Origin of the sequence: Bartonella sp. AC535YNZD, assembly GCF_042196625.1 — a bacterium.
Classification (GTDB): domain Bacteria; phylum Pseudomonadota; class Alphaproteobacteria; order Rhizobiales; family Rhizobiaceae; genus Bartonella.
Map to the genome: position 1 here is coordinate 1 of NZ_JBHIQP010000019.1, position 18,431 is coordinate 18,431.

The following is an 18,431-nucleotide window of genomic DNA, read 5'->3' on the forward strand; positions in this document are numbered from 1 at the left end:
AAAGGTGAAAACCAATCACAAGCCTTACCATCATCTTTTAATTCAGCTTTCCGACTTTCAAAAGCATCTACGGCAATGTCTTTTAAGTAATGAAGATTGCTTATTGCCTCACGCTTTTGTTTATTGCGTTCTTTAATGGGGTCACGCCCCTCACGTAAAACCGAACGCCACCCAGTTGCCAATTCACGGGCTTGTTTTAAAGAGACATCTCGCAACGCTCCCAAGCCCATTTCACGACGACGTCCGTGAAGGGTATACCGTAAAATCCATTGAGCACCTCCATCTTTACGCTTATGAAGTAACAAGCCAGCACCATCATTATATTTGCCAGCCCCCAATGTTGCGACAGCCCTTGGCACTTAAGACGATTCATAAGAGCCATTTTAAATCCTTTCTTATACAAATTTGATCCACACATTCATCCTACTTGTTATGTGCAAATGAGTGGTTTTGATTGAAGCAATATAAACTGATTTAAAATGAGACAATCTTAGGTTATTCGGGACTCTCATTCAATATGAATAACGATAGATTATCATTATAAATCAATATGTTGTATCTTTAAGGAGAAAATTAGTTCCTTTATATGAAGTGATCAATGATCGTTCAGGTGATGTGGTGAATTTTTTTCGGGTGTTGCAACGCCATTATTACTCTTTCATGGATCTGTTGGAGTTCCAGGTGAGTAGCCGTGAGGCGTTTGAACGGTTACGCACCCAAGATCCCAAGACCCTGACAGATTTAGAGCGGGCATTGCGGTTTTTATATCTGCAGCGGTTGAGTTTTGGTGGCAAAGTGGCAAAACAGACGTTTGGAATTGATCCACACCGTGGTGCACGGTTTAATAGTCTCAAACTTGAAGCCTCCTTAAAGCTTATTTACCGTCGTTTAGCAGGTGTGACCATTGAACATTTAGATTGGTTTGAGTTTATTAGGCGCTATGATCGTCCCAACATCTTGTTTTACCTTGATCCGCCTTATTGGGGTGTTGAGGATTACTATGGCAAGGATTTGTTTAAGCGAGAGGATTATCAGAGGATGTCCACACTGCTTGCACAATTAAAGGGAAAGTTTCTTCTGTCACTCAATGATGTGCCGGAGATTCGCAAAAGCTTTAGCCCATTTAAGATAAAAGAGGTCACCATATCTTATACATGCAGTTCAAATAATCCAATTCCAGCTCAAGAGCTCATCATCTCAAATTGCGACTTTTAGCAAAGGAGAAAAAGCTGCCTTAAAGGGTCTTTAAATGATCTTTGAAAGGTCTTTGAAGACCCTTTGAAAACCCCTTTAATTTTTTAAAAAAGACGTGAATTTTAAAAATGAATTGCTGCAAAACCTGCTGACAAGCTACATACAAGACATATAGAATCAATAATTTATAGCACGACAAAAGTGCTGTGGCGGAGGGGGTAGGAATGCTATATTTATATAAAATCAATAGATTATATAGAAGTTCGGGAATTTTGATTCCGTTGATTCTTTTAACTTATTTTCTGCCTATCCCGAACCTTTTTAGAGCTTATTCTCGATCATTTAGTTCTAAATTTATCTTTTATTTTCTCTTCTTTCAGATATTAAGAAAGATGGCTGTGAGAGAAGGAATTGTGTTAGAGATCTGCTAGGGTTATTGTGTTTCAAAGGTTGCTTTTTAACACCTTTTGAACTATATTACCACCTTATTGTAAGGTAGGAGTATAGTCATGGCTACAACTGTTAAACTATCTGATGATCTCATTAATGAGGCTAAGCGTTACGCGTCTGTTTATAGCCGCTCGGTTCCTAAGCAAATTGAATATTGGTCGCGTATGGGCAAAATAGCCGAAGAAAATCCAGATCTCTCCTTTCAATTTATTCAAGCAATCTTACTTGGACAACAAGAAAATGCACATGGCGATGTAACAGCATTCGAATTTGGCTGAATCTATGCAAGTTTTACAAACCCATTCATTTAAAAAAACTGTCAAAAAACTGCATGCCAACCAAAAACAAGATCTAGATCAAGCTGTTCGCGTCATTATGAAAACGCCCACCATTGGTCAAGCCAAAACAGGTGATCTTTCTGGTGTTTTTGTCTATAAATTTAAAATGGCCAAGCAATTGACGCTGCTTGCTTACAGCTATGAAGATCACACGATTACTTTGACCTTGTTAGCACTTGGCTCTCATGAAAATTTTTACCGAGATCTTAAAGCATAATATATTTTACAACTTGATAGAGGCACACAGCATTAATTTTACTAAAGTTCTCCAGTGCTAGAGGTATTAAACCAAAATTTATAGACATGATCAAGCTATATTGGGCACCTAATTGCGGCATAATATTTTTAGCTAAACCGATTGGAGGACTTTGCAGCAAAGGAGTACAGCGCTCATCTGCTATTACATACCTCTAACTTGAGTTAAAAACAAAGCTCTTCCGTACACCCCAACAAATGGCTTTGTCATGATAGAACTTTATTAGATTATAGGTAAGTCAGTAGCATCTGTTATAAATTTAACGCTTCGCACTTTCCTCGGTAAATTCAAGCCGCAAAATACTAAATACAACTAAGTCCTATAGCTCAATGCGCACATAATCATGCATGGTGTTTCTACGCTCAACAAGTTACACCTCAGTTCTCTTGCGCAAATACGAATAAGAAGGGTTTAATTTGCTAATTTTAGCTCAGTCTTAAGTACAACGTCTGGAAAGGCTACACGTGCCTGCTGCATCAACGTAATATTAATGCCATAGAAAAATCCCTTACTATCTGCTATAGCTTCATAAGGATTGCCTATAATGTAAAAAATGAAAAATAATATAAAATAAATTTACAAAAATGATTGACTAGGATATTAAAGCACGATAACGATTCATGCAATGCAAGTCCGCAAGAGGAGATAAGGTATTGCATTTTAATTGAAGGTTTAGTTTTTAAGGAAAGTAAAAGCCTTATCCAACTAAAGCTCCGTGGGGAGGGGGCCATTACATGCAAGAACAAACATTTGTAAATTATAAGAAAAATGCTTATGAATTGGGCGTGGAGCGTTTACGCTCTATGGAATTGGTCTAGACCCCTTCAATTCTTGAAGAAATGGCCGATATTGCCCCTGATCTCGCAAAATTCATCATCTCTTTTGTGTATGGAGAAATTTATGAGCGACCTCACTTAACAAGCCGTATTCGGCAGCTTGCCACCGTTGCCATCTTTGCAACTCTCGGTAATGCAAGACGGCAACTCAAATTCCACCTTACCAGTGCTCTTAATATTGGGTGTAGTCCTGCTGAGCTGATTGAAGTAATGATACAATTGGCACTTTATGCAGGGTTTCCAGCAGCCTTAAATAGTGTTTTTTGCTGCAAAAGAGGTCTTTGATGAAAAGCAACTAGACTTCATATCTAGTTGCGGCTCGCCATTAGTATGCGAGGATCGCTACGAATCTGGACTGAAGGCACTAGAACATATTGATGGCCCCGATGGACAAATGATTATTAAGACACTGGGTAGCATTGCTCCAGACTTAGCTCGTTTTGTTGTTGAGTTTGGGTTTGGTGATATCTACACACGGCATATCCTCAACTTCTTTGAACGGGAAATTATAACGGTGGCAGCGTTAGGAACTGCGATTCCACAGCTGAAGCTGCATATACAGGGTCTGCTTAATGTAGGTGGCACGCCCGAACAGGTGATTGAATTAGCAATTCACATTGCTCCTTATGCAGGCTTTCCTGCAGCGATTAATGTCGTTGAAATTGCTAAAGAAGTTTTTGCCTCACGCAAGGAGACATAGAGAAATTTATTTGCCAGCAACATCATTATTATCAAAAGCGTGATACTTACGAATTTAATTTTTTTCTTAATTTCAAGGAGAATTTAATGTCTACACCGTATCTTTTAATTACAGAAATATATCCTAAAGAAAACCAAACTCTTACAGTAGCTAAGAAATGGAGGCAGATCACAGCAGAAAAATCTGAGCAGCAGGCTACGGTGTTTGTATCTCTTGATAATAGGACTGTTCTGCAGTTGAGAGCCTTGCCCTCATTAAAACAGATTGAGAGCTTGCCGGGGATATGGGAGCTTGAATTAAAATTATTGGGAGAAGATCTTGTGAACGACTTTCGTCGTCAACTTTTGACCTATGTTGAATCGGTAAAAGTGCTCAAGCAGTCTTTGCCTAGCACACCGTATCTGCAGCTGCGTCATATTGAGGTTCCTCCAAGCCGTTTTACTTCCTACCGCCAATGGCGAGACAAAACCATTTTTGACCTTAGTACGCAAGGTATCTGAGGTTGAAGAGTTTATTGCTTATCATTCCATCATTAGTACAGAGCTGGGTGTTATGTTTCTCTCCGGTTTTTCTGTTGATCCTGAGATCTATAAGAGCCTTTTTTCTTCTCCGCGCTATCAAGAGATAATTAAAAAGGCCGGAGACAATTTTATCACGGGTGGAGAAGGTGGACTTTATACAAAAATTTACAAACGCTTTATTAATTAACAACGAACTACGGCGACAGCTGTAAAACTAAGCTGCAGCTTTTGGTTTGAGTGGAGGGTAGTGATTGCTAAAAATGAGCGCTTACTCTTCTATAATATTACCGAAAAGCCATGTATGTTTTAAGTAATGTAATTATTTTGGTAAATTTTTGCTTATATTTGATCAATAACGTAGTTACCGATTTTTAAAGCCATATAATAATTTTATGAAGAGTATGTTTTTATTTCAAATAAATCAAAGAGATATAAAAAGAGAGTTAAAATTAGTTATAATTTTGAGGCAGGGAGCACAATGAAAAATACATCTAATAAGAAAATTTTTATAGTTGGCAATAAATTTCATGAATTTAGTATACATGAAAACGTTAAGACTTTTGGGGAAATTTTAGAGATGATACGTACAAATTCCTTTGCCAATTTACCTAGTAATAGTCAACTTGTTAGCGATCAAGGGTTAACAGAAGTTCAAGCTCAAGCTCTTTATGACCAAGGACTATATCCACTCGCAGCCCACGGGATTGATATTTCTCCTCTACTACAGCGTCCACTTCGCGTTAGCCGCCTGCAAAGTCATAAGCACTACATCAGAAATGCGATTATCTCTCACCCGAAACGTTTAGATGAGCATAATTTTGAATCTCACTTAATATTGGATGAACGGTCAGAACTAATGAATGATCATCAAACTGGACAACATATACAAGGTATGGTGTTGATTGAAGCAGCTCGTCAAATGTTTTTAGCAGTTACTGAGGAATATTTTATCGGAGATAACTGGACGGAGCTGTATTACTTTGTGTTAAATAGCCTGGCTGCCAATTTTACAGGGTTTGTATTCCCTCTTGACGTTGTTTTTAACTATCGAATTAACTCTAGCGATATATCCAGATTATCTCGCCTTCACTTCGATATAACTATATCAGTTAACCAAGGCGACACGAGCGTCGCTACTCTTTCCTTTCAGTTTACTGCTTATCATGCAGAAAAACTAAAGAAGAATGAACACAAACAAGCGATTAAATTTCTTAACAAGCAAACAGGTAGGGACTCTGTCTCGCGGAAAGCTGAGAACCTTGAAAATGTTTATCTTGCGTAGAGGCATTATCTATGAAAACAATAATGTACGAACTAAGTTTGACTACACAAGGACCGACTTATCCCCCGAGCGAAGTAATGGATGAAAAGGGAAATTTTATTGTTATTGGACAAATCAATCGCATGAATTCCCATGGAGAACTTACCTCAGAGTGGGGAAGAGCTTTGGTATAAACCTCTACTGTAACTCCTGAATTCGGCAAGAATGCTCCCTACGATATCATAAAAGAACTTTCAGATCCTCTTTCTAGTAGTGATGCCTCTCTTGTATTACATACTCTGCCCTTACCATTACCATGCAATAATTATCCAGTAATATTTGCACCAGCGCAATGCCCCAATGCGAAAAATATTTATCTGCCAAGCTATGGCTTCCATGAAGTACCAATACCAGACGCTCGAAACCAAGATGGTAGAAAGATTACTGCGCCGATAACCCTTGAACAATGGTGTAAAGCGAAAGGATCCATGGAAGTTTTCGTCCCTAACGACCAACGAACAGGACATTTTCGTTTTGAATTTTTGGGGTTAATTCCTAACAGTCTTTACACAATTATGGCACTACGGCAACATGATCTGAATCCCCATGCACCTACACGACCCAGCCCACTTGGTCTTCCCAATATACTACTGGCAGATGCTGATGGGCATGCCTTTTATCAAGCAATATTACCCAATCCGTTTCCATCTGTGAACGATCCCTCTGCTAATCGAATAGTAAATATCGTCTTGCTTTGGATGAGTTATCAAATGAATCGAGGCGGTGCGATCGGATGGTATGGCTTAGGAGGGGATGTCCACGCGCAGCTAAAGCTCAAAAAAACAGGTTTCTGGGAATTCACAACAAAGGATTAATATTACGAATAAATCATATCCATGCTTATAAAGAACAAACAACATTATAAAGTATTTAATTTTTTTTGAAGGGAGAAATTAATAATGAGTCTTGCGTATGCATTCTTCGATGTAGATGGCACCCTTATTCGGAGCAAGAGTATGCTCGCTTTCCACGATTTCTGATATAAATCTTGGCTAGGTTTTTCAACCAACGCTCACCAAGAGGAATATGCAGATACTACTGCTATTTTACGTGCACACCATGATAACCAGAGTCCGCGCAGCGTAATAAACCGTCTCTTTTATGAATTTTTTGCCGGACGTGCTGTAGCAGAAGTAACAAGATGTGCAGAAACTTGGGCAAAGCGCGCGTTGATTAATCCTACTTTCTTAATCCAAGAAGTAGTAACAGAACTAAAATCCCATCATAGCCAAAAAATTGAGCCGGTCTTAGTATCCGGCTCTTTTATAGAAATTCTAGCCCCCATTGCAGAACATCTAGGTGTACCTTACATCTTGGCCACAAAACTATTGCATGATGGGCAAAAATATAATGGCCGTTTCGTCCCTCCGCAAACGATCGGCGTTGGAAAAGCGCTTGCGATTCAGGATTTTATTGAAAAACATGGTGGTGACCTTAAGAACTGCTGGGCCTACGGTGATGATATTTCCGATGAGCATATGCTGAAGCTTGTAGGTCATCCTGTCGCTGTTATTGGCGATCCTTTGCTTGAGGCGTATGCTCACAAGCATGGTTGGCGCTGTTTAAATCTACCTAAAGAATCACAAACTCTAGCATTCTCCTCTAAAAAGGTATTTCCTTTTAATGAGACGTCTTTACATGAAATATCAGTTCTTTAGTTATTCAACCTAATCACAATAAACTTTAAGGCTATCTTATTATTTAAACAATTTAATAATACTCAATACATTAAACATAATACAGTAATACATAATGCATGGCTAAAAATAAACTAGCTGAATATTAATGATTACAACTTCAGGTATAGAAAATGCTAAACGAAATGATAAAAAACACGACCGGAATTTACTCACAACAACAGAAACGTATTTTAGTCACAGGAGGCGCTCGCGGCATCGGTAAAGCAATTGTTCTAAACTTATTGAAAAATGGTCATAAGGTAGCAAGTGCAGACATCATTGACATAGAACTACCAACCTCCATCGATACGGCAAGCTTATGTAAATTGATTGTTGATATCCGCGATAAAGAAGCCATTGACTCTTCTGTCCATAAGGTTATCTTAGAATTTGGTGGTCTTGATGTCTTAGTTAATGTAGCAAGCATTTGTTATAGTGGCGATCCAGAAACAATTGATGCTCAAGAATGTGCTGAAACATTTGATGTGAATATTAAAGGAATGTTCTATATAATAGCTGCTACTTTACCCTATCTAAAAAAGGAGATTCGCGCCGATATTTAAATATTTCATCCATATGGGGTGTAGAATACAATCCTTCTTTAATTTCATATTCTTCTTCTAAATTTGCTGTAGAGGGCTATAGTGGTGGGTTGCGCTTATGGGGAATGCCACAAAATATTCGTGTTTGTTCAATCCAAGTTGATAAAGTTAATACGGTTTTTCGTCGCGATTTTAAAGGATTCCCAGAGATACCTCCAGAGAATCTTGCCAAAATGCTTCAACCAGATGACATTGCTTCTGCGGTCAACTTTATTCTTTCCTCATCTAATACCGCACAAATTTCTTCTATACGTCTCGATGCTCCACTTTGGTATCAAATATAAGGATCTATCCAATGAAAATCACGCCCAGAATAGCTCTTGTCTTAACCCTCGTAGGAACCTTTTTTTGGGGTTCCAATTTCCAAGCCACTAAGATAGCTTTAACGACTGTTTCTCCATGGACAGCTTCTTTTGAGCGGTTTCTCATTGCCGTAATCGCCATATTTTTAATTATGATTTTCAAAGAAGGCTTGCGGTGGCATGTTTTATCGCAAAATTTTATTTCTTATATTTTCCTAGGGATTATCGGTGTGGCAGGGTTTAATGGCGCTTTATTTGTTGGCTTGCAAACGTCAAATCCCATAACAGCCTCCCTCATCATGGCGACAACCCCTATTAGTGCTAATATTATTGAAGCTATCATGAATAAATCTTTCCCAACCTGTGAGAGGGTTATAGGGATGCTCATTAGCATGTTAGGGGTCTATTTAGTCATAACAAATGGGAGATTTTTGTCTAACCATGTTTCCTTTGCCAAAGGAGATATTATGATTCTTTTAGGTTCCATTGGTTGGGCGTTCTATACCGTGGGCACGCGGTCATTTGTCAAGAACGCAACCCCGCTTGAAACAACAAGCTGGACGATGCTCTCTGGCACCGTCGCCCTTGGCGTCCTAACCTTTTTATTCGAATCCCCTCTTCAAGAAACGATGTCTATGTCCGGCGCTAGTTTATTCGCACTCCTTTGGATGGGGGTTGCAGGATCAGTTTTAGCCTACCTATTTTGGAATATTGGAATAGCGATCCGAGGTCCGGGTAAGACGGCGATATTTTTCAATTTTGTACCTATTTCAGCCTTATTGGTGCAAATCCTGTTCGGCTTCATCCCTCAAATCATGCAAATCATAGGCGTTTTTGTTACGATTTTTGGAGTTCTAATCGGACAAGGCTATATATTCAGCTTACTAGGATCTAGAAAAGCCGTTCCCAATGCGCATAAAGAGTAATATACTTTTTAAGATGAATGGAAATTGGCGTGTTATTTTTCGCTTTATCGGAACAGATGTGAAGCTTGTTGATTATCAAGATTACCATTGATGAAAGGAATGAAAACAAATGACGCATAACCCCGCCCATTCTAGTGAAGTTCTAAAAGTAGCTTTTTTAGAAGAAATGGGGATAACAATACAAAAATTAGCGTACCGTCTTCATATAAAAAAATACGTATTTATTGTCAAATAATATTTTATCTTTTTTTGATATTTTTTTGTATTTTTTAAATACGTTGTGTATTGATAATATCTTATGCTTATGAATTGCTTCTTTTATATTTATATGCGTTTAAAGCTATATTATGGGATTTAGAAACGATTGCGCTGTTTTTTGAATTATACATTTATAATATTTAAAAAGGCTCTCATAATGCGTATTTTTATCTTTATAACCTATCAGTTTTTTTACTAAATGAATTTAAATTTTTTTGTGAATTTTGTTTATAATACATTTAAAATTTAATAGCCTCTTATAGGTGCTCTCTTTATAATCAATGCGTTCATTTACAGTTTAGTTATTTGAAGCTGCTGTTTTTACGCATTTTCTATAGCTGTTATATGCTTTATAGCCATGGCATCAATTTTTCATTTTCATAAGAGAAACGATAAGTAGGATAATTGTAATTTATAGACTGTTATGAAAACATCTAAAGAGAGATTGATCATTATAGAGATCAGTAAAATTCCTTTTAATAGGCTTTTGTCAGTGATGTCAGTTTTGTCAGTTCTTTTTAGACCCTCTATTATTTTTTTTGAATGGTAAAAAATTAAAATCAATATATTTCAATATGTTAATATCTTTAAAACATAACTTATATCAAGAGTACAATCTTTAAAGATAGCCAATGATGTGAATTGATTAAAACTTGTCAGTTATGTGTCAGTAAATTGAACTGACAAAAGTGATCATTTTAATGAGTCATTAAAACGTGTCTTATGAAAAGCATATGAAATTAAAAACTGATTACGTTATCAAAATCCTTTTTATGAATTTTATCAGTTCTTTTGAATGATAACCTTATGATTTATAGAATGATTACAACGTGCTTTATGAAAATCATGTGATCCTTTAAAGCCTTTCAAAAGATGGTTTGTAACTCATAAGAAATGCTATCAAGATCATTAGGTTATGAGTTTTGGGGGTGTTTTTTGTACGTATTATTTTATTTTTTAATCCAAAATAAAAATCATTATATTTCAATGCGTTAATGTTTTAAAGAAACAACCTATATTAAATACAATCTATAATATATATAAAAAGGGGTTTTGTAGGGGTTTTGGGGGTTTTAAGAACCTACAAAACCTATAAGTAATATAAGAAAATGAATATACATAACTCTTTTTAAACAAAGCTTTTGAAAACAATAAAGCTATCATTTTAGATTACGGTATAACCTCTTAAAGGCAATGTAAAAGAAGCCTATTCACTTTAAGATGGGATTTCTTTTTAGAATAACGCATATAAACACTCCTTTTAGAGATTGTATCTAATCAACTTAACAAAAAGAGGTATAGATTATGGTTATAAGCTCTATACCCCTTATGCGTTTATCATACCCATTATGTGAGCATGCTTTATAAGTTATTCAGTTTCTCTTAATACCAAATTTGGTAAGTTTTTCACGATTTTCATGGTTTCTAAACTTACGGTAATAACCCTTTGAAATAACTCTAGAGGGTAGGCAGGGTTGCCAACGGTTTCAACAGCATAGCGATTAGCATCATTCACAATACCGCTCTTTTTATCTGTTTTAACGCATTGACGCCCCATAACCCATTCAAGAGCGGGTTTACCATTGACTATATACTCATAAGCTTCCTTAGGGATATCTGTCATTGTAATATTGCTATTATAAATAACTGTTGATTTATCCTTTTCGGATTTTCCTTTCTCTTTAGCTGCTTTTGCGAATTTCATTTCAGTCACATAATAAAACTTTTCGGGATTAGAGATCTCTGTCTGTTTTGGATTACCCTTTTTAAAGGTCACTGGATAAGGTTCTATGCTTTCGTAATTCACGTGCAAATGACCCAGTTCACGCCCTGCTGTCACAAACTTCCAAAAATCATCAGCACTCTTTACACAAGGGATACGAGGCAATTCTTTGCATAAATTATGTGCATAACGTGTACGATAATCTTTTGAATGGAAAATCCCATAAACATAATAGAATAGATCATCTTTAGTGATAGTTTCATTAGGATAAGCGGCTTTAAAATGGTCTAGACCTTCATCAGTAATAGCATCACGTCTCTGTAAACCAGCTGTTTTGTTTTCCTCTATAGAGTTTGTAAATAAATAGGATTGTCTCTCACTTTTATTTCTCTCTTTTGAAAATATAACATTTTCGTAGATATATCTTGGAAAGCATTGACTGTTATCAATTACACATACGTCAGGCAAATTCTTAATCATCAATACAGAAAAGCCACTTCGTGCTCCCATAGAAGAAACTTGTATTACCCTATTTTCAACCACTTTTCCTATTGGAAATATCCGTGGCATTCGGTAAACACCATCGTTGAGATCACGATTATAATAGAGCCATTGCTTGGTAAAAGGACGATAAAGGCTTTGCGTGAGGCAATCATCTTCAAAGTTAAAAATCTTTCCTTTTTCTAAGTCTCGTTTGAGATTATGGCTCCAACTAATTTTGCTTTCATCCGAATTGATAAAATTATTTACAGCATTTTTATGTATCTTGCGATCAACATGTCCATAAGCATTATTAAAACGTTCCACTTCGTTATTATAGAACGTAATCATATTACTCATGTTGTTAGCTAAAGCTTTATAACTTGAGTGATAAACCCAAAGATCACGACTGGTCATAATACCACGAGAATAAGTCTCAAAGAGCTTTGTGCTATGAGGTTTCTTATCACCTATAGCTAAGAATGTTTCAAAACTGTTATCACGTTGGTTAATCCAATCACCATGTTCATCCGGTGTAATTATTTGCCAGCCTTGTTCATGGGTAATACCATCAATACTGTAAAATTCGTCAAGGATCTCAAGTTTCCTTTTAGTTGTAAGATTACTACCAATGTCGTGATAGTAAATTTTACATGATTCAGTCACATTGGGCTTTTTGATAAAGAGCGTTATAGCGATACCGGTCATACTACCATTGCCGAAAATATTTTCACCTTCTTGAGCCACTCCATTGCTTAACATATTTTTGCGAAGATCCCCTCGTAAATTAAGCACATAAATACTCGTAAATTCTTTGGCTAAAGATTTTCGTAAACTGTCCATTGTCGATTTTTCTATATAACCAGAGCCAGAAACAAAGCCGATTACCCCAGCATTATCAATACGGTCGCTTGCCCAGCGTATAGCACGAATATAACTGTCATAAAGCGCTCGTATATTCGTTACTTTAGATTGAGCAGCGTAGGTTTCACGAATACGATTATCTAGGATAGGATAAGGGGTGTTTTTTGCATTATCGTTTTCATTCTTTTGTCCTACTGAATAAGGGGGGTTACCAAAGATAACTTTAATATTTAGATTTTTCTGATGTTCCAAATATTCACTGTTTTCTTTGAGTATACCGTCGATCAAGTTTTTTTCTTTAAGCGTCTGAAACGTATCAGCCAAACCAATATGCTTGAAAGGAATATATTCACCTTTCATAAGACTATGATACGTCGTTTCAATGTTAATCGCTGCTATGTAATAAGCGAGTAAGACAATCTCATTGGCATGGATATCATGACGGAACTTGTATTCCATATCCTCTGGTTTGATGAGATTAGATTGTAAAAGCCGTGTGATAAAGGTTCCAGTTCCAGTGAAAGGGTCAAGAATAGAGACACCCCGTGACCCTAAGCTTTTGCCAAATTCATTCCGCAACACATCATCAACAGAATGAATGATAAAATCAACAACCTTAACGGGCGTATAAACAATTCCAAGCCTATCCGTGGTTTTCTTAAATGCCTTGGCAAAAAAACTTTCATAAAGTTTGATAATAAGATTCTGTTTGGCATGCGTTTTGGTAATGCCTGCTGTACAGAACGTGACACTTTTGTAAAATTTATCAAGATTTTTCGTTTTCTCTTCGATATTGGTTTTATCCAATTCAGCTAAGATTTTTTCCATGGCTTGCGAAATGGCATTGTTCCGTACAAATTCATTGCCATAAAACAAGGCTTTAAATACGGGACGCGTGACAAGATGCTGTGCAAGCATCTCAATCGCTTCCTCTTGCTTGATTTCACTGTTGACGTTGTTCTTTAATTCCTTATGAAAGGCATCAAAAGCATGAAAGGCTTCACTACTTTCATCAGCAAGTAGGTTTTGAAGATGCGTAATATGGTTTTGAGCAATCTCAGCAACATTACCCGCCCAATTTTCCCAATAATCCGTGATTTTAAAACTATCCAGAAAAATGGCTTTGACAAAATCAAAAAATTCAGAACGGGGGAATAAGTCTCCTTGTCCTCCAGATACCGATTGAGATTTGCTTTCTGCTGTTCCAATGCTATGCCCAGAACTTTCTGCTTTTGATGGTATTGAGATCTCATCAACCGTTGTGGTGAGTTCTTTTAATTCATCGGCACGCTTAATCTCTATAATCTCAATCGTATGGCTGCTATCTTGTCCTAAAGACATTTGATTAATTGTTCTAGCAAGTCTCTCATCATGAGAATGTAAAGCATGCAAAACTTGCCAAACAACACGGTATCTCTTATTGTTTTTTAAAGCCTTTTTGGCTTCTAAGCGTGAAGGAATGATAATGGGTAAAATGATATAGCCTGTTTTCTTATTTGGAGCACGACGCATCACACGCCCTACCGCCTGTATCACATCGACTTGGCTATTGCGCGGGTGTAAAAACATGATGGCATCAAGAGCAGGGACATCAATCCCTTCAGACAGACACCGAACATTGCTTAAAATCCGACAAACATTTTGCCCCGCATCTTCTTTAAGCCAATCCAATTCTTCATTGCGTTTTTTGACACTTTGCGTCCCGTCAATATGTCTTACTTCGCAGTTTAGAAAGGGAACGGTTTGAAGGAAATCATCAATATGAGATTTGATAATTTTATTGAAGAGCTTTGTAATATGTTCAGAGGTGTTGATATCTTTGCAAAAAGCTAAAGCACATTGCATGGGCTCTGTATCATCATCATCAACAGCAGCTTGCTTATCTATTTTGGTAAGGGCTCTATAACAGCCAATAATTTTTGCCGCATCATCTAAATCAATTTCATGGTTTTCATTGGCAATAATCTCTTGTATGGCTGGTGTGATATAGGTTTCATTAATACCCAAGACCACAATCTTATAAGGAGTTAACAGTTCATTATCGACAGCTTCCGCGAAGGTATAATGATGAAGTTGTTTTCCAAAAAGCGTTTCATCGTCCATAGATGCGAGAACGGCATTAATCTCATCAGCGCGCCTTTTAGCAGTGTCACTAAAGATTTTAGGCGTTGCTGTCATATACAGACGTTTTTTGCCCCAAATGATGCTGTTATCGTGAACCTTGATAAAGTCAGATTCATTGTCTTCACTTCCCAATGAAGCCCCCGTCGTACGGTGTGCTTCATCACAGATGATCAAATCAAATTCGGGTAATCCATGATCTTTTTGTGCATCCGAAATCACTTGGATAGAATGGTAAGTTGAAAAGACTACCGTCATTGCATCTGCTAGGTTTTCACAAGCTTCTTTGGCAAGGGCTTGAGCATCCGTAGTAGCAGGGAGAACAAGATCTGATGTTTCCATACCAACAATATCATCTTGGTTTTTGCGACGCTTGCCTACTTTCGTATCCGAACACACAGCAAAGGAACGCAACGGGATTTGTGCATCGGCTGTCCATTCACGGATTGTTTGTGAGACTAAAGCCAGAGAAGGCACCAGAAACAAAACACGCTTTCCTTTCCCAGCAAGGGTTTCTGCTATCTTCAAACTGGTGAAAGTTTTGCCCGTTCCACATGCCATAATCAGCTTGCCACGGTCTGCTTCTTGTAAACCTTCACAGACTTTCTTGATGGCTTCTTCTTGATGGGGACGAGGATTTTTTGTTGATTTTAGAAAAACTTCTTGTTTTGTAGCAAATATTTGCCAATCTATCCGACTGTTTTCCATATGACGAAGGTCAATGCGATAAACGGGTATCGCTTGTCCTTTAATCATGGCATTCACATTGTCACTTAATTCCACTTCCGTACTATCAACGAGAAGACGATATTTAAAGATGTCTTTTCCAGATGCCGCGATAAAGCTATCAATATCCTTTTTACTGATCTGATGATCTGCTTGATAAAACTTACATTGAATAGCGACATAGCCCTCTTGATGACGAAGCTTGGCAACCAGATCAATACCGATATCATTTTTATTCCAACCTTCACGCTCTTTAGCCCATTCATAATAGCTCTCAACTTTTTCGTATCTCCCATAGTGGAGAGGGTCATACATAAGATATTTTGTCACAAAATCTTCAAATACTTTCCCCCGTAGAGCCTTTGATGTTGCCTGTTCACGATAGGATTGTAAAAGGGAACGTAAAGTGACGTGTTTGTTATCATACTTAATAGATTGCAGCATATTGTAATAAAAATCCCTTGCCTTATGAGATGATCAATAACCATCAAAAGAATCAAAACGAATTCAATCAAATTGACTTAAAGCAAATAACGATAAAAATGGGAAAAAACTGCTAAAAAAAGCCGATATTTTTTCAAAAGGTTTTTTTAGAAGCTGTTTATCAACAGCCCATGACATGGAGTAGATCAGCAAAGTAGTAAAATTTGCTATTCGTTTTATGATAAAAAAGACAAATGAACTATGTGCTTTAAAATATCAGAATGAGTATTTTGATGAGTTTTATTACGAGTTTTGCTTATAGGTTTTGAAGGTGTAAAAACCGTCAAAACCCCCTCAAAACGTATATTATTAGTTGAATTTATAGATTGCATTATCAATAGAGGTTGTTTTTTTAAGATATGTAAAATCTTAACACATTGAAAAATAATGTTTTTATTTTTTATCGTTTTTTTATCTAAAAGGGGCACCCCTCAAAACTCAAAACCCCGTCAAAACCTATAGAGATTGTATTTTGGATATCTTTGATACAAGGTAAAAGGAGCATGTTTCTTCTTTAAAAAATGATAAAACAAAAAACCTCAAAGATAATTCGTAAACCCTCTGTTGGTACGATAAGATCTTTGAAGGTTTTAAGAATAACAAAAGATTACAATGACTTCATTGTTTTATGCTGTTGTTTTTAACGAAAGGATTCCATTCATAGCGTATGGTAGGTCGACCGCTTTGAGAGCTATTTTCCACTGATATTTGACGAATATGATTGGAACGACATAAGAGCTCTAAAGCTTGCTTAACGGCTCTATTATCTGTTAAACTGATCCAACTTCTTTGATGAATATCACGTAAAGTAAAGACATCGGGTAAATGATCACAGCGCTCGACAATCAATTTTGCCCCCTCTGTTGCTAAGCTATCCGCCGCCGCATAGAGCCTTTTGACATGACTTAACAAATATTTTTCCCATCGCAAGGCTGTTTGAAGAGCATCTTTATTGATTTCAAAACGCCCCCCTTCGGTTAATTCAAAAATCAATGCAAGACTTACTATGGTTTTAGGCATTTTCAAAAGATGCGATTGTAAGCTTTCAGAAAGGTTATTCTCTTTGGCTTCTTTAAAAATCTTTTGCATCCATTCACGAAAGATCTCTTGAGCTTCAGCAGAAAAGCGCATCACAAGAGGGTGTTCTGGTGAACCAAGGGGGTTATCATAAAGAGAACGAAATGCCCCTTCATAAGTTTCCCATGCCTCTTGATTGGGCGGTCTATCAACCCATTTCCAATCTTTTGTCTCATCGGGAAAGACAAGCATTTGAAAGCGTTGTAAGAAACCATCATTGCCTTTGCCATATAAAACATTGCGTATAAAGGGCAGAATGCGAGAGGGTTGAATGCCCCCTATAATAGAGACGGTTGCATTGGGAATAAAAATGGTTCCACGCCCAATCCGGTCATAAGTAAATTGACCATCTCCATTAAAAGCTTCCAAATAAAAGGAACGGTCTGTTTGATATTCCTTCCGTTCCATATCTGTTAAGAAACCGGATAATTCATCACGCACCATCAAGAGACCACGGGGGTTTTCTTTTAAAAGTTCCCCAAGCTTTTCAACGGTCACATCATTGACAATAAAACGAGAGACATCATCATCACGCGCATTGTCTTTAGAGAGGGTTTCAGACAAAAGAGCATGGGCTGTTTCAAGATCTCTTTTTTTATTGCTTTATGGGCTTGTTTTTTCTTTTCAGACTTGTCTAAAGTTTCAAGTATCTCTTCAATTTCTTGTCTCTCTTTCTGCTTTAGCCAGTCTTTATACCATTTCTTTTGAAGGCAAGTGATAGGAGTTAAAGCGGCTTGCATGGTAGGTGTTTTCATGGTTGAAGGTTGACCAATAAGAGCGCCCCAGAGATTAGGGACAATCTTCCAATCATCATGTTGTTTTGGAGCAATCCGCACGCCATTGCCGATGAGAGCAGCCAAGCCACACAAAGCAGCGACAGCCACAAAATCGAGAGGCGCTTGTTGACGGTCAGAAACGTCATAAATATAGCGACTTAAAGTTAAAGGCATTTGCGCAGCATGAAAAGACTCGACGGGTAAGAGAGTATATTCAAGTGGTTTTAATTCCCCCCAACCGTTTTGTTGCAATGCTTGTTTATAAGGAATGGCTTCTAAACAAGTCTTATCATTTAAAGAGCCATTATCGTTATCATTGCATGAAACATTTTGATTGTTGGTATCTATAATATTGTTTTTATTCTCTCTCATTTATTTATACCTTTTAGTATCAAAACATCATTGAAATCTAGACCGTAGGGGGCTTGCATGATAAAAACCTCAAAGCCTTGTCTATAGGCACGTGCAGCGAGGGTAAAACCTGCTTTACGCCCCGCATCATCGCCATCCATTGCAATTGTCAGACGGGCTTTGGTTTTGGGTAAATTCACATGCATCATGCCATGAGTTGAAAGGGACGCCCATAAATTCACGGGCTCTGTTAACAACCCAGACAGTAGAGCCAGGCCGGTTTCAATGCCCTCACAAATGACCAGATGTTTGGGATTGTCTTGGCTTAAATGCACAGCACCACCCGTGACAGATCCCAACATAGCTTTTTCTGGTTTTTGATCTGTTTTGCAGCCATTGTCTTTTAAAAAGGTTCTATGAATGGCAAAGGAACCAGCCCCCTTAACA

General features: G+C 37.4%; 15 protein-coding genes and 3 pseudogenes. 14 read left to right on the plus strand and 4 right to left on the minus strand.

All coding sequences use genetic code 11. The features are described from left to right. Positions 1-382: pseudogene (locus ACFIM8_RS08270) on the minus strand (Arm DNA-binding domain-containing protein); the annotation flags it as partial. A 149-nt stretch (positions 383-531) separates the two neighbouring features. On the opposite strand from ACFIM8_RS08270, the gene ACFIM8_RS08275 reads away from it, so the two are divergent. The 14 genes and pseudogenes from ACFIM8_RS08275 to ACFIM8_RS08340 all read left to right on the plus strand — a co-directional run bounded on the left by ACFIM8_RS08275 (position 532) and on the right by ACFIM8_RS08340 (position 9,360). Beyond that, positions 532-1,215 (plus strand): DNA adenine methylase, encoded by a 684-nt coding sequence (locus ACFIM8_RS08275; protein WP_375607434.1) that lies wholly within the window; start codon positions 532-534, stop codon positions 1,213-1,215. A 488-nt stretch (positions 1,216-1,703) separates the two neighbouring features. Further along, positions 1,704-1,922 carry a TA system antitoxin ParD family protein gene (locus ACFIM8_RS08280; protein ID WP_375607422.1) on the plus strand — a complete coding sequence of 73 codons (219 nt, stop codon included), beginning with the start codon at positions 1,704-1,706 and terminating at the stop codon, positions 1,920-1,922. Positions 1,923-1,926: 4 nt separating this feature from the next. Further along, entirely contained in the window at positions 1,927-2,199 is a 273-nt protein-coding gene (locus tag ACFIM8_RS08285; protein WP_012231665.1) for a type II toxin-antitoxin system RelE/ParE family toxin, read from the plus strand. Positions 2,200-3,077: 878 nt separating this feature from the next. Next, entirely contained in the window at positions 3,078-3,359 is a 282-nt protein-coding gene (locus ACFIM8_RS08290; protein ID WP_375607424.1) for a carboxymuconolactone decarboxylase family protein, read from the plus strand. Continuing rightward, entirely contained in the window at positions 3,331-3,774 is a 444-nt protein-coding gene (locus ACFIM8_RS08295; RefSeq protein ID WP_375607425.1) for a carboxymuconolactone decarboxylase family protein, read from the plus strand. The genes ACFIM8_RS08290 and ACFIM8_RS08295 overlap by 29 nt, the downstream gene beginning before the upstream one ends. Positions 3,775-3,860: 86 nt before the next feature. Then, positions 3,861-4,274: a hypothetical protein gene (locus tag ACFIM8_RS08300; RefSeq protein WP_375607426.1), complete on the plus strand. Its 414-nt coding sequence runs from the start codon at positions 3,861-3,863 to the stop codon at positions 4,272-4,274. Then, positions 4,249-4,482, plus strand: coding sequence for a hypothetical protein (locus tag ACFIM8_RS08305; RefSeq protein ID WP_375607427.1), 234 nt, complete (start codon positions 4,249-4,251; stop codon positions 4,480-4,482). Before ACFIM8_RS08300 ends, ACFIM8_RS08305 begins: the two co-directional genes overlap by 26 nt. A gap of 291 nt (positions 4,483-4,773) precedes the next feature. Next, positions 4,774-5,577, plus strand: coding sequence for an AfsA-related hotdog domain-containing protein (locus ACFIM8_RS08310; RefSeq protein ID WP_375607428.1), 804 nt, complete (start codon positions 4,774-4,776; stop codon positions 5,575-5,577). An 11-nt stretch (positions 5,578-5,588) separates the two neighbouring features. Beyond that, positions 5,589-5,750: a hypothetical protein gene (locus ACFIM8_RS08315; RefSeq protein ID WP_375607429.1), complete on the plus strand. Its 162-nt coding sequence runs from the start codon at positions 5,589-5,591 to the stop codon at positions 5,748-5,750. Between the two features lie 294 nt (positions 5,751-6,044). Further along, positions 6,045-6,431 carry a hypothetical protein gene (locus ACFIM8_RS08320; RefSeq protein WP_375607430.1) on the plus strand — a complete coding sequence of 129 codons (387 nt, stop codon included), beginning with the start codon at positions 6,045-6,047 and terminating at the stop codon, positions 6,429-6,431. A gap of 270 nt (positions 6,432-6,701) precedes the next feature. Beyond that, positions 6,702-7,274: an HAD family hydrolase gene (locus ACFIM8_RS08325; protein WP_375607435.1), complete on the plus strand. Its 573-nt coding sequence runs from the start codon at positions 6,702-6,704 to the stop codon at positions 7,272-7,274. Between the two features lie 164 nt (positions 7,275-7,438). Continuing rightward, positions 7,439-8,181, plus strand: a pseudogene (locus ACFIM8_RS08330) (SDR family oxidoreductase). An 11-nt stretch (positions 8,182-8,192) separates the two neighbouring features. Then, a complete protein-coding gene (locus ACFIM8_RS08335) occupies positions 8,193-9,125 on the plus strand; it encodes a DMT family transporter (protein WP_375607431.1) in 933 nt (310 codons plus the stop codon). Positions 9,126-9,234: 109 nt separating this feature from the next. Then, entirely contained in the window at positions 9,235-9,360 is a 126-nt protein-coding gene (locus ACFIM8_RS08340; RefSeq protein ID WP_375607432.1) for a hypothetical protein, read from the plus strand. 1,392 nt (positions 9,361-10,752) lie between these two features. Here the strand turns inward: ACFIM8_RS08340 and ACFIM8_RS08345 are convergent. From ACFIM8_RS08345 to ACFIM8_RS08355, 3 genes and pseudogenes are all read right to left on the minus strand, one after another. Continuing rightward, entirely contained in the window at positions 10,753-15,741 is a 4,989-nt protein-coding gene (locus tag ACFIM8_RS08345; protein ID WP_375614771.1) for a DEAD/DEAH box helicase, read from the minus strand. A 657-nt stretch (positions 15,742-16,398) separates the two neighbouring features. Continuing rightward, positions 16,399-18,005 (minus strand): annotated as a pseudogene (locus ACFIM8_RS08350) (YfjI family protein). Further along, the coding region (locus tag ACFIM8_RS08355) for a toprim domain-containing protein (RefSeq protein ID WP_375607433.1) at positions 18,002-18,431 on the minus strand (430 nt) is incomplete at its 5' end. The gene ACFIM8_RS08355 and the pseudogene ACFIM8_RS08350, both read right to left, overlap by 4 nt.

Excerpts from the sequence above, each read along its gene's own strand:
- ACFIM8_RS08280 (WP_375607422.1), top strand. The coding sequence starts at position 1,704 with ATGGCTACAACTGTTAAACTATCTGATGATCTCATTAATGAGGCTAAG.
- ACFIM8_RS08285 (WP_012231665.1), top strand. The coding sequence starts at position 1,927 with ATGCAAGTTTTACAAACCCATTCATTTAAAAAAACTGTCAAAAAACTG.
- ACFIM8_RS08290 (WP_375607424.1), top strand. The coding sequence starts at position 3,078 with ATGGCCGATATTGCCCCTGATCTCGCAAAATTCATCATCTCTTTTGTG.
- ACFIM8_RS08300 (WP_375607426.1), top strand. The coding sequence starts at position 3,861 with ATGTCTACACCGTATCTTTTAATTACAGAAATATATCCTAAAGAAAAC.
- ACFIM8_RS08310 (WP_375607428.1), top strand. The coding sequence starts at position 4,774 with ATGAAAAATACATCTAATAAGAAAATTTTTATAGTTGGCAATAAATTT.
- ACFIM8_RS08315 (WP_375607429.1), top strand. The coding sequence starts at position 5,589 with ATGAAAACAATAATGTACGAACTAAGTTTGACTACACAAGGACCGACT.
- ACFIM8_RS08320 (WP_375607430.1), top strand. The coding sequence starts at position 6,045 with ATGGAAGTTTTCGTCCCTAACGACCAACGAACAGGACATTTTCGTTTT.
- ACFIM8_RS08335 (WP_375607431.1), top strand. The coding sequence starts at position 8,193 with ATGAAAATCACGCCCAGAATAGCTCTTGTCTTAACCCTCGTAGGAACC.
- ACFIM8_RS08340 (WP_375607432.1), top strand. The coding sequence starts at position 9,235 with ATGACGCATAACCCCGCCCATTCTAGTGAAGTTCTAAAAGTAGCTTTT.
- ACFIM8_RS08345 (WP_375614771.1), bottom strand. The coding sequence starts at position 15,741 with ATGCTGCAATCTATTAAGTATGATAACAAACACGTCACTTTACGTTCC.